The sequence below is a fragment of the Pseudidiomarina andamanensis genome, assembly GCF_009734345.1.
GTDB lineage: Bacteria > Pseudomonadota > Gammaproteobacteria > Enterobacterales > Alteromonadaceae > Pseudidiomarina > Pseudidiomarina andamanensis.
This window is the reverse complement of sequence record NZ_CP032551.1, coordinates 2,136,226-2,149,756: the sequence shown is the minus strand read 5'-3', so window position 1 is coordinate 2,149,756 and position 13,531 is coordinate 2,136,226. Positions and strand designations below refer to the sequence as shown.

Annotated in this window: 7 protein-coding genes; all 7 read right to left on the bottom strand. The window is 47.2% G+C overall.

Annotated elements, in window-relative coordinates; genetic code table 11:
- Nucleotides 1–79 precede the first annotated feature (79 nt).
- Nucleotides 80–1,264: an elongation factor Tu gene (tuf, locus tag D3795_RS10240; RefSeq protein ID WP_130202467.1), complete on the bottom strand. Its 1,185-nt coding sequence runs from the start codon at nt 1,262–1,264 to the stop codon at nt 80–82.
- Nucleotides 1,265–1,323: 59 nt separating this feature from the next.
- A complete protein-coding gene (fusA, locus tag D3795_RS10235; RefSeq protein WP_156268470.1) occupies nt 1,324–3,453 on the bottom strand; it encodes an elongation factor G in 2,130 nt (709 codons plus the stop codon).
- Nucleotides 3,454–3,480: 27 nt separating this feature from the next.
- Entirely contained in the window at nt 3,481–3,951 is a 471-nt protein-coding gene (gene rpsG, locus D3795_RS10230; protein ID WP_055439991.1) for a 30S ribosomal protein S7, read from the bottom strand.
- Between the two features lie 76 nt (nt 3,952–4,027).
- On the bottom strand, nt 4,028–4,402 hold the full coding sequence (gene rpsL, locus D3795_RS10225; RefSeq protein ID WP_034777283.1) for a 30S ribosomal protein S12: 375 nt from the start codon (nt 4,400–4,402) through the stop codon (nt 4,028–4,030).
- Between the two features lie 226 nt (nt 4,403–4,628).
- Complete coding sequence (gene rpoC / locus D3795_RS10220) at nt 4,629–8,867, bottom strand: DNA-directed RNA polymerase subunit beta' (RefSeq protein ID WP_156268468.1); 4,239 nt, start codon at nt 8,865–8,867, stop codon at nt 4,629–4,631.
- Between the two features lie 35 nt (nt 8,868–8,902).
- A complete protein-coding gene (gene rpoB / locus D3795_RS10215; protein ID WP_156268466.1) occupies nt 8,903–12,931 on the bottom strand; it encodes a DNA-directed RNA polymerase subunit beta in 4,029 nt (1,342 codons plus the stop codon).
- A 218-nt stretch (nt 12,932–13,149) separates the two neighbouring features.
- A complete protein-coding gene (rplL, locus tag D3795_RS10210) occupies nt 13,150–13,527 on the bottom strand; it encodes a 50S ribosomal protein L7/L12 (protein WP_092858786.1) in 378 nt (125 codons plus the stop codon).
- Nucleotides 13,528–13,531: the final 4 nt, after the last annotated feature.

Here is a 13,531-nt window from a genome sequence, read left to right as displayed (position 1 = left end):
GAGTAACGCTCTCAGAAATAAAAAAGGGAGCCGAAGCTCCCCTTTCTAAACAACCCGGCGTAGAACGCCGGGCTACGCATTAAGCGATGATCTTAGATACAACGCCTGCGCCTACTGTACGACCACCTTCACGAATCGCGAAACGAAGACCTTCGTCCATTGCGATTGGGTGAATCAGTTCGACTACGAACTTCAGGTTGTCGCCTGGCATGACCATTTCTACGCCTTCTGGTAACTGTACTGCGCCAGTTACGTCAGTGGTACGGAAGTAGAACTGTGGACGGTAGCCTTTGAAGAATGGGGTGTGACGACCACCTTCTTCTTTGGTCAATACGTACACTTCAGCTTCAAACTGAGTGTGTGGCGTGATTGAACCTGGCTTCGCCAATACTTGACCACGTTGGATCTCGTCACGCTTAGTACCACGCAACAAGGCACCGATGTTCTCGCCTGCACGACCTTCGTCAAGCAATTTACGGAACATTTCAACACCAGTTACAGTCGTCTTCGTCGTATCTTGGATACCTACGATTTCTACTTCGTCACCAGTGCGAACGATACCACGCTCTACACGACCAGTTACTACTGTACCACGGCCAGAGATTGAGAATACGTCTTCGATTGGCATGATGAACGGCTTGTCGATATCACGCTCTGGCTCTGGGATGTATGAATCCAAAGCTTCTGCCAATTCGATGATTTTCTTTTCCCACTTCTCTTCGCCTTCCAATGCTTTCAATGCTGAACCTTGGATTACTGGCAAATCGTCGCCTGGGAAATCGTACTCAGAAAGAAGTTCACGTACTTCCATCTCTACCAATTCCAACAACTCTTCGTCGTCTACCATGTCACATTTGTTCATGAAAACGATGATGTATGGAACGCCTACCTGACGTGACAACAAGATGTGCTCACGCGTTTGTGGCATTGGGCCGTCAGTTGCAGCTACTACCAAGATAGCGCCGTCCATCTGCGCAGCACCGGTGATCATGTTTTTAACATAGTCAGCGTGCCCTGGGCAGTCTACGTGTGCGTAGTGACGTGATGGAGTATCGTACTCTACGTGTGAAGTTGCGATGGTAATACCACGCGCTTTTTCTTCTGGTGCGTTATCGATTTGATCGAATGCACGTGCTGAACCACCGTAGGTTTTCGCCAATACTGTGGTGATCGCAGCGGTCAGAGTAGTTTTACCGTGGTCAACGTGGCCGATAGTACCGACGTTAACGTGCGGTTTGGAACGTTCAAATTTTTCTTTTGCCATGACTTTTCCTTAACTTAAGTTAAAAGTCCGGTCCTTGGTAGAACCGGACCAGACTCTACTTAATCTTTATCTTTAACCTGACGAGCAGCAATTACCTGCTCAGCAATGTTGTTTGGTGCTTCAGCGTACTTCAAGAATTCCATCGCATACGATGCACGGCCCTGAGTCTGCGAACGCAGGTCAGTAGCGTAACCGAACATTTCTGATAATGGAACTTGCGCACGAACTTCTTTCAGACCACCAGGACCATCTTCCATGCCCTCGATGATACCGCGACGACGGTTCAAGTCACCAACTACGTCACCCATGAAGTCTTCAGGGGTAACAACTTCAACTTTCATCATTGGTTCAAGCAATGCTGGTTTAGCTTGTTGAGCACCTTTCTTGAATGCCATGCTACCAGCGATTTTGAACGCCATTTCTGATGAGTCGACATCGTGGTATGAACCATCGTACAAGGTCGCTTTCACGCCAAGTACTGGGTAACCAGCAATTACACCATTTTGCATTTGCTCTTGGATACCTTTGTCTACCGCAGGAATATATTCCTTCGGTACCACACCACCAACGATTTCGTTAACGAATTCGTAGTTTGGTGCATCATCGTCGTTCGCATCGAAATCCATTGGCTCGATACGTAACCAAACGTGACCGAACTGACCACGACCACCTGATTGACGTACGAATTTACCTTCAACTTCCACTTTCTGACGGATAGTTTCACGGTAAGCAACCTGAGGTTTACCAACGTTACATTCAACTTTGAACTCACGCTTCATACGGTCAACGATGATGTCTAGGTGAAGCTCACCCATACCAGAGATGATTGTCTGGCCAGACTCTTCGTCGGTTTTAACGCGGAACGATGGATCTTCTGCAGCCAATTTACCTAAAGCGATACCCATTTTTTCTTGGTCAGCTTTAGTTTTTGGTTCTACAGCAACAGAGATTACTGGCTCTGGGAATTCCATACGCTCAAGCGTAATGATGTTGTTCGGGTCACACAAAGTGTCACCAGTAGTCACATCTTTCAAACCGATAGCTGCTGCAATGTCGCCCGCCAAGATTTCTTTGATTTCTTTACGGTCGTTTGCGTGCATCTGTACCATACGGCCGATACGCTCGCGCTTGCTCTTCACTGGGTTGTATACGGTGTCGCCCTGAGACAGAACGCCCGAGTATACGCGCAAGAAGGTCAAAGTACCTACGAATGGGTCGGTTGCGATTTTGAATGCCAATGCTGAGAACGGCTCGTCGTCAGATGACTTACGCACGCCTTCAGATTCGTCTTCCAAAATACCACGAATAGCTTTAACTTCAGTTGGTGAAGGTAAGTATTCGATAACCGCGTCAAGCATTGCTTGAACGCCTTTGTTTTTAAACGCAGAACCACACAAGCAAAGGATGATTTCGTTGTTCAGCGTACGCTGACGCAAACCAGCCTTAATTTCAGCTTCAGTCAACTCACCTTCTTCAAGGTATTTGTTCATCAGCTCTTCGTTGGCTTCAGCAGCTGCTTCAACCAAGTCGTTGTGCATTTCTTCAGCTTTGTCTTTCAGTTCCGCTGGAATTGCTTCATAGTTGAAAGTCATACCCTGGTCTTCTTCATTCCAGTTAATAGCTTTCATCTTGATCAAATCAACAACGCCTTTGAAGTTATCTTCAGCACCGATGTTCAAATGAATTGGAACTGGAGTTGCAGCCAAACGGGTTTTGATTTGACCTACAACGCGCAAGAAGTCAGCACCAGCACGGTCCATCTTGTTGACGAATACCATACGTGGAACTTCGTACTTGTCTGCTTGACGCCATACGGTTTCAGTTTGCGGCTGTACGCCAGAAGAACCACACAAAACAACTACCGCGCCATCAAGTACACGCAGTGAACGTTCTACTTCGATAGTGAAGTCAACGTGTCCTGGCGTATCGATAACGTTGATACGGTGTTCTGGGAACTGCTGATCCATACCTTTCCAGAAAGCAGTTACAGCAGCAGAGGTAATAGTAATACCACGCTCTTGTTCTTGCTCCATCCAGTCGGTAGTCGCTGCACCGTCATGTACCTCACCTAATTTGTGAGACAAGCCGGTGTAGAACAACACACGTTCTGTAGTGGTTGTTTTACCAGCGTCTACGTGAGCACAGATACCGATGTTACGGTAACGCTCAATCGATGTTTGTCGAGCCATAAATTCCTCTTTGGGTTAACTGTGAATTTACCAGCGATAGTGTGCGAACGCTTTGTTCGCTTCGGCCATACGGTGGACGTCTTCACGCTTCTTCACAGCAGAGCCTTTACTTTCTGATGCATCTAACATTTCACCTGCTAGACGCTGAGCCATGGATTTTTCACCCCGAGTACGCGCAGCATCAACTAACCAACGCATAGCCAGTGCATTGCGGCGAACAGGACGTACTTCTACTGGTACTTGGTAGGTAGAACCACCAACACGACGAGATTTAACCTCGACAGTAGGACGAACGTTGTCCAACGCAGATTCGAAAATTTCAAGGTGGTCTTTGCCTGACTTCTCAGCCAGGATATCTAACGCACCGTAGATGATCTTTTCAGCGACAGATTTTTTGCCGTCAACCATGACGACATTGATAAACTTAGCCAACAACTCTGATCCGAACTTAGGGTCCGGAAGGATTTTACGTTGACCTATGACGCGTCTTCTTGGCATCTCAATATTCTCCGATTAATTCAGGGTATTCCCCAAAACTTATAAATTACAGTTTGGCCTTACTAACGGAGAACCGTTAAGACTTAGGCCGTTTCGCGCCGTACTTAGAACGTGCTTGGCGACGATCATTCACGCCTGCACAGTCGAGAGCACCACGAACTGTGTGATAACGAACACCTGGCAAGTCTTTTACACGACCGCCGCGAATCAATACGACTGAGTGTTCTTGCAAGTTGTGACCTTCACCACCAATGTACGAAGAAACTTCGTAGCCGTTAGTCAAACGTACACGGCATACTTTACGCAGTGCAGAGTTTGGCTTCTTCGGGGTAGTAGTGTAAACACGGGTACATACGCCGCGTTTTTGTGGGCAAGCCTCAAGTGCCGGAACGTTGCTTTTCACAACCGGCTTTTGACGACCTTTGCGCACCAGCTGATTAACTGTTGCCATTCATTACTCCTGATTATGTTGATGTCGCTCAACAGAATGAAAAATCCAAGTTTCCCCCTATTTTTAAGCTTGCTGTCGACAAGCCACGAGCTAATCGCCCAAATATGGGGAGGCCGAATTTTAATGGTCAATAATTGGACTGTCAAGGAAAAGCGACGGAAATAAAAAGGCCGCTCGCTAATGCGAACGGCCTCTCACACTATATTTTGCTCGTTAAAGCAACGGCTTACTCGGTACTGTCACCGTTATCAGCGCCTTCGTTACCGAAGTTCAAAGCGTCAGCGAGTTGCTGCTCTGCTTCTTCTGCGGTTAATCGAGGTGCTTCGGTACCTGCCAATGCTTCAGCACGCTTACGCGCACGTTCGCGGTGGTAAGCGAAACCAGTACCAGCTGGAATCAAGCGACCCACGATAACGTTCTCTTTCAAGCCACGTAATGGATCTTGCTTGCCTTGTACGGCTGCTTCGGTCAATACGCGGGTCGTTTCTTGGAACGACGCAGCAGAGATGAACGACTCAGTCGACAATGACGCTTTAGTGATACCTAATAGCTGACGCTCATAAGAAGCTGGGATCTTACCTTCCGCTTCCGCTTTCGCGTTCGCAGCAAGTACTTCAGACAGCTCCATCATTTCGCCTTCAAGCAGTTCCGTTTCGCCTGGATTCAAGATGATTGCCTTACGCAGCATCTGACGCACGATGGTCTCGATGTGCTTATCGTTAATCTTAACACCTTGTAAACGGTAAACTTCTTGCACTTCGTTCACGATGTAGTTTGCAAGCGCGCTAACGCCACGCAAACGCAAGATATCGTGCGGAGCTTCTGGACCGTCGGCAATAACTTCACCTTTGGTCACTTGCTCACCTTCGAAGATATTCAACTGACGATATTTTGGAATCATCTCTTCGTACTGCTCGCCACCATCCGTAGGGGTGATGATCAAGCGGCGTTTACCTTTGGTTTCTTTACCAAAGCTAACGGTACCAGAGACTTCTGCCAAAATCGCAGGCTCTTTCGGACGACGTGCTTCGAACAAGTCGGCAACGCGTGGTAGACCACCGGTAATATCGCGTGTTTTTGAACCTTCTTGTGGAATACGTGCAACCGTGTCACCCACTTTCACTTCAGCATTATCTTCAAGGTTGATAATTGCGTTACCTGGCAAGAAGTACTGCGCTGGCATATCCGTGCCGACGATGTTGACGTCTTTACCTTTCGCATCAACCAGTTTCACCATTGGACGCATGTCTTTACCGGCGCTGGTACGTTGACCTGTTTCAAGCACAACAATGCTTGATAGGCCAGTCAGCTCATCGGTTTGACGGGTCATGGTGACACCATCGATCAAGTCGACGAATTTCAGACGACCTGCTACCTCGGTGATGATTGGGTGCGTATGTGGATCCCAGTTTGCAACGATTTCGCCCGCTTCAACGGTGTCGCCTTCGTTTTTCTTCAGAATCGCACCGTAAGGCACTTTATAACGCTCGCGCTCGCGACCGAACTCATCAATCAACGTCAATTCAGTTGAACGTGAAGTGATAACCAAATGGCTGTCACTGTTTTCAACGAATTTCGCATTGTGAAGTTTCAAGGTACCCTTGTTCTTCACTTGAATGTTGTTGGCTGCAGAGTCACGCGATGCCGCACCACCGATGTGGAACGTACGCATGGTTAACTGTGTACCCGGCTCACCGATTGACTGTGCTGCGATAACACCGACCGCTTCACCTTGGTTCACCAAATGACCACGAGCCAAGTCACGACCGTAACAGTTCGCACACACACCGAAGTCGGTGTCACAGGTAATGACAGAGCGTACTTTTACTTGGTCAACAGAGTTCTGCTCTAACACGTCACACATTTTTTCATCAAGCAATGTGTTACGTGGAATCAGTACTTCGTCGCCACCAGGCATAAGAACGTCATCACAAACAACGCGACCCAATACGCGCTCGCGCAATGGTTCTACAACGTCACCACCTTCAATCAACGGCTTCACGTACAAGCCATCTTCGGTGCCACAATCGTCTTCAACGATAACAACGTCTTGTGCAACGTCAACCAAACGACGCGTCAGGTAACCTGAGTTCGCGGTCTTCAATGCGGTATCGGCCAAACCTTTACGCGCACCGTGGGTTGAGATGAAGTACTGAAGTACGTTCAAACCTTCGCGGAAGTTCGCAACGATTGGGGTTTCGATGATTGAGCCATCTGGCTTCGCCATCAAACCACGCATACCAGCCAACTGACGAATCTGTGCAGGGCTACCACGAGCGCCTGAGTCAGCCATCATGTAAACCGAGTTGAAAGAATCTTGCTGCTCTTCTTCACCTTTGGCGTTGATCACAGTTTCTTTCGACAGGTTTTCCATCATTGCTTTCGAGACTTTCTCGTTCGCAGTTGACCAAATGTCGATAACTTTGTTGTATTTCTCGCCGGCTGTTACCAAACCTTGCTCAAACTGTTCCTGAATTTCAGCAACTTCTTCTTCCGCCGCTTCGATAATATCTTTCTTAGCGTCTGGAATAACCATATCGTCGATACCAACAGACGCACCCGCGATCATCGCGTAGTGGAAACCGGTATACATGATTTGGTCAGCAAAAATAACCGTTGGCTTCAAGCCTAAGTCACGATAAGAACGGTTTAACAAACGACCGATCTGCTTCTTACCCATTGACTGGTTGATCATGTCAAACGGCATGCCAGTAGGAAGAATCAGTGACAAGATGGCACGACCTACAGTGGTGTCGTACAGTTTTGTCGTGGTGGTTGTAACACCTTCTTCGTCGGTTAACGTTTCAGTGATACGTACTTTAACGCGTGCGTGCAGCTCAGCATCCTTGTTACGGTATGCTTTCTCGGCTTCTTTAGCGTTTTTAAACGCCATGCCTTCGCCTTTCGCATTAATTTTTTCGCGCGTCATGTAGTACAGACCCAATACAACGTCCTGTGAAGGAACGATAATTGGATCACCACTTGCTGGTGACAAAATGTTGTTGGTTGACATCATCAACGCGCGCGCTTCTAACTGCGCTTCTAACGTTAATGGTAAGTGAACCGCCATTTGGTCACCATCGAAGTCGGCGTTATAAGCCGCACACACCAATGGGTGCAACTGAATCGCTTTACCTTCGATCAATACTGGTTCAAACGCCTGGATACCCAAACGGTGCAACGTTGGTGCACGGTTCAACATAACCGGGTGTTCTTTAATGACTTCGTCAAGTACGTCCCAAACTTCTGGAATCTCGCGCTCAACCATCTTCTTCGCAGCTTTGATGGTAGTAGCTAAGCCACGACCTTCTAACTTACCGTAGATGAATGGTTTGAATAGCTCGAGTGCCATTTTCTTTGGCAAACCACACTGGTGTAAACGCAACTTAGGACCAACAGTGATTACTGAACGGCCTGAGTAGTCAACACGCTTACCCAACAAGTTTTGACGGAAACGACCCTGCTTACCTTTGATCATGTCAGCCAAAGATTTCAAAGGACGTTTGTTGGTACCAGTGATAGCACGACCGCGACGACCGTTGTCTAACAATGCATCCACAGCTTCTTGCAACATACGCTTTTCGTTACGTACGATGATGTCAGGAGCTGCCAAATCTAAAAGACGCTTCAAACGGTTGTTACGGTTAATAACGCGACGATAGAGATCGTTCAAATCTGAGGTCGCGAAACGGCCGCCATCCAATGGAACCAATGGACGCAAATCAGGTGGCAATACTGGAAGCACCTTCAAGATCATCCACTCTGGCTTGTTGCCTGAGTTATGGAATGATTCAAGCAGCTTCAAACGCTTGCTGATTTTCTTACGCTTGGTTTCTGAATTGGTCTCCGGAAGCTCTTCACGCAATTGCTTGATATCACCTTCGATATCGATGTGTTGCAACAATGACAACACAGCTTCAGCACCCATTTTGGCTTCAAATTCGTCGCCATGGGCTTCTAATGCGTCTAAGTATTCTTCTTCAGTCAGAATTTGACCGCGTTCGAGGTCGGTCATACCTGCTTCAGTAACAACGTATGATTCGAAATACAATACGCGCTCGATATCACGCAAGGTCATATCTAGCATCAAACCGATACGGCTTGGTAATGATTTCAAGAACCAGATGTGTGCAACTGGGCTCGCTAATTCGATGTGACCCATGCGCTCACGACGCACTTTAGTGAGAGTAACTTCTACGCCACACTTCTCACAAATTACACCACGGTGCTTCAAGCGCTTGTATTTACCACACAAGCACTCGTAGTCTTTTACCGGGCCGAAAATGCGCGCACAGAACAACCCGTCACGCTCAGGCTTGAACGTACGATAGTTGATCGTTTCTGGCTTTTTCACTTCACCGAAAGACCAGCTACGGATCATGTCCGGAGAAGCAAGTCCGATGCGAATCGCATCGAACTCTTCAGTCTGGTTTTGCGGTTTTAAAAACTTTAATAAGTCTTTCACGATTTATCTCCTGGCAAATAGCGTCCGGTGGTGTCTCAGTCTTGGTCCAACTCGATGTTGATACCAAGCGAGCGGATTTCCTTCAGAAGTACATTGAAGGATTCCGGCATACCTGCTTCCATGCGCAGATCGTTGTCGACAATGTTTTTGTACATCTTCGTACGACCGTTTACGTCGTCCGATTTCACCGTCAACATTTCCTGCAACGTATAAGCAGCACCGTATGCTTCCAGTGCCCACACTTCCATCTCACCGAAGCGCTGACCACCGAACTGTGCTTTACCACCCAGCGGCTGCTGAGTAACCAAGCTGTATGAACCGGTAGAACGCGCGTGCATCTTGTCGTCAACCAAGTGGTTTAGTTTCAGCATGTACATGTAACCAACCGTTACATCACGCTCAAAACGCTCACCAGTACGACCATCCCACAACGTGATCTGACCTGATTCTGGTAAATCAGCCAGTTTCAGTAGTTCTTTAATTTCGCTTTCGACTGCACCATCGAAAACAGGTGTTGCTGTTGGAAGACCTTTTTTCAGGTTTTCCGCTAAACGTAACACTTCGTCATCGCTAAAGTCGTTGATATCAACTTCTTGACGGGTATTACCTAAGCTGTACACCTTGTCTAAGAATTCACGCATTTCAGCAACTTTCGCTTGGCGCTTCATCATGTTTTCGATTTTGGTACCAATGCCACGCGCAGCCATACCCAAGTGAGTTTCAAGGATCTGACCGATGTTCATCCGCGATGGTACGCCCAATGGGTTCAATACGATATCCACTGGTGTGCCATGTTCGTCGTGTGGCATATCTTCAACTGGAACAATCGTTGAGATAACACCTTTGTTACCGTGACGACCAGCTAGCTTATCACCAGGCTGGATACGGCGACGAACCGCAAGGTACACTTTAACAATCTTCAGTACGCCAGGCGCTAAATCATCACCCTGTTCGATCTTACGACGCTTGTTTTCGAACTTGTTGTCGAAGTCGGCGCGAATTTCTTCGTACTGTTGTGCAATCTGCTCAAGCTGTTGTTGCGCAGCTTCTTTCTTCAAGTTTTGCGTTAACCACTTGCTTTGCTCAAGGCCTGCAAGTTTAGATTCGTCAAAACCATTCGCTAACAACAAGCTGCGAGCACGTTCAAAGATACCTTTTTCAAGAATCTTGAACTCATCCGTTAAGTCTTTCTTAACCTGCTTCAATTGCATTTCTTCGATAGACTTCGCACGTGCATCTTTCTCTACGCCATCACGCGTAAATACTTGAACGTCGATAACTGTACCGGTGACACCATTAGGTACACGCAGTGAGCTATCTTTTACGTCTGAAGCTTTTTCACCGAAGATTGCACGCAGCAGTTTTTCTTCTGGCGTTAATTGAGTCTCGCCTTTCGGCGTTACTTTACCAACGAGGATGTCGCCACCAGAAACTTCTGCACCAACATAAACGATACCGGCTTGGTCAAGCTTGTTCAGCGCAGACTCACCTACGTTTGGAATATCGGCAGTAACTTCTTCAGCACCTAGTTTGGTATCACGCGCCACACAGCTCAATTCTTGAATGTGGATAGTGGTTAAACGATCTTCTTGAACCACGCGTTCTGAAATCAGAATCGAATCCTCGAAGTTGTAACCATTCCATGGCATGAACGCCACGCGTAAGTTTTGACCCAATGCCAATTCACCCATATCGGTTGACGGACCGTCAGCCAATACATCGCCACGCATTACCGGCTCACCAACATTCACAGTTGGGGTCTGGTTAATACAGGTGTTCTGGTTAGAACGGGTGTATTTAACAAGGTTATAAATATCGATACCGGCTTCGCCTGGCATCATTTCTTCTTCGTTTACCTTCACGACAATGCGGCTAGCGTCAACTTTGTCGACGACACCACCACGTTTCGCAACAACAGTTACACCCGAGTCAACCGCAACGGTACGTTCAATACCAGTACCAACTAACGGCTTATCAGCGCGTAGTGTTGGTACAGCTTGACGTTGCATGTTTGAACCCATCAATGCACGGTTGGCGTCATCGTGTTCAAGGAACGGAATCAAGCTTGCTGCAATTGAAACGATCTGCTGCGGAGCAACGTCCATGTATTGAACTTGCTCTTTTGACATTAAAGTGAATTCGTTTTTGTGACGACATGGAACCAAGTCTTCAACCAACTCACCTTTTTCGTTCAAGGCAACGTTTGCCTGCGCAATGACGAAGTTACCTTCTTCAATCGCTGACAAATAATCAACTTCATCGGTTACGACACCGTTATCAATACGACGATATGGTGTTTCTAAGAAACCATATTCGTTGGTACGTGCGAACGTTGACAACGAGTTGATTAGACCGATGTTTGGACCTTCAGGGGTTTCGATTGGACATACGCGACCATAGTGCGTTGGGTGTACGTCACGTACTTCGAAGCCTGCACGCTCACGCGTCAAACCACCTGGACCTAATGCAGAAATACGACGCTTGTGCGTGACTTCTGACAATGGGTTGTTCTGATCCATAAATTGTGACAACTGGCTTGAACCAAAGAACTCTTTCACCGCAGCACTAATTGGCTTCGCGTTGATTAAGTCTTGTGGCATGGTGCCATCAAGGTCGCCTAGGCTTAAGCGTTCTTTAACAGCGCGCTCAACACGAACCAAACCAACACGGAATTGGTTCTCAGCCATCTCGCCCACAGAACGGATACGACGGTTACCTAAGTGGTCGATATCGTCAACTTCGTCTTGACCGTTACGAATTTCGATGAGCTTTTTCATCACCTCAACGATATCTTCTTTGGTCAATACACCTGAGCCAGTAAGATCTTCGCGACCTAAGCGACGGTTGAACTTCATACGACCTACTGACGATAAGTCATAGCGATCTTCACTGAAGAACAAGTTATCGAATAGAGTCTCAGCCGCTTCTTTGGTTGGCGGCTCGCCCGGACGCATCATACGGTAGATTTCAACCAACGCTTCTAAACGGTTGTTAGTTGAATCAATGCGCAGGGTTTCGCTCATGTACGGACCGTGGTCTAGGTCGTTCACGAACAAGGTTTCAAATTTCTTGAAGCCGGCTTCACGCAATTTCGCGAGCAACTCAAGCGTTAACTCAGCGTTGGCTTCAGCAATCACTTCACCAGTTTTCTTATCGGTGTAGTTTTTCGCTAAAACTTTACCGACCAAATACTCAAGTGGAACTTCCATTTCTGGCTGGTTCAAGCTTGCGATTTGGTTGATATGGCGTGCAGTAATACGACGGCCTTTCTCTACGATAATTTCGCCATCATCATTCTTGATGTCGAATTTCGCAGTTTCACCACGTAAACGCTCTGGTACCAGTTGCATAAATACTTTCTTGTTGCGGAACTGGTAGTACGTGGTTTCGAAGAACATATCGAGAATTTCTTCAGTGCTATATTCAAGTGCACGAAGAATAATAGACGCCGGTAATTTACGACGACGGTCGATACGTACGAATACGTTGTCTTTCGGGTCGAATTCGAAATCCAACCACGAACCACGGTAAGGAATAACGCGAGCGTTATACAACACTTTACCTGACGAGTGCGTCTTACCTTTGTCATGATCAAAGAATACACCTGGTGAACGGTGCAACTGAGATACGATAACCCGCTCGGTGCCGTTAATTACAAACGTACCGTTCTCGGTCATCAATGGGATTTCACCCATGTAAACTTCTTGCTCTTTGATATCTTTAACGGTACCTGCCGCTGCTTCTTTATCAAAAAGAACCAGGCGCAGTTTAACCCGCAAAGGAGCTGCGTAAGTGATGCCACGAATTTGACATTCTTGAACGTCAAATACAGGCTCACCAAGGTGATAGCTCACGTACTGCAGTTCCGAATTACCTGAATAAGCGGTAATTGGAAATACTGAGCGAAATGCCGCTTCCAGGCCATTATTGCCTTCTGGATCCGGCTCGATGAATTTTTTAAATGAATCTAATTGGATTGACAGCAGGTATGGCACCTCAAGTACATGAGGGCGTTTACCAAAATCCTTGCGAATACGTTTTTTCTCAGAGTAGGAGTACGCCATGGGGTTCCTCAGCTAGCTGATTGATGACCCTAACCACCGGAGTAGGAGTCGATGGTTAAAAACAAACTACTTAAAGCTTGTCGTTCCCGTTTTTGTCACCGCGAGCATGCACCCCAATAACGGGCAAAAATGATACATGCTTTACAGCGCAAAAAGGCTGGTAGCAAAATTGCCACCAGCCCTAGGCCTAAAAGGCCAAGTTATGCAAGTTGTTAAACTTACTTAACTTCAACTTCCGCACCAGCTTCAGTCAATTCTTTAGCAAGTGCTTCTGCGTCTTCTTTGCTGATGCCTTCTTTAACAGCAACAGGTGCAGACTCAACCATGTCTTTCGCTTCTTTCAAGCCAAGACCAGTTGCGCCGCGAACTGCTTTGATAGCTGCTACTTTGTTAGCGCCAGCAGATTTCAATACTACGTCAAATTCAGTTTTCTCTTCTGCAGCAGCAGCGCCGGCAGCAGCTGGACCAGCTGCAACAGCAACAGCAGCTGAAGCGTCAACACCGAATTTTTCTTCTGCAGCTTCGATCAACTCAACCAATTCCATAACTGGCATTTCAGCGATCGCGTTCAAAATATCTTCTTTAGTAAGAGCCATAACT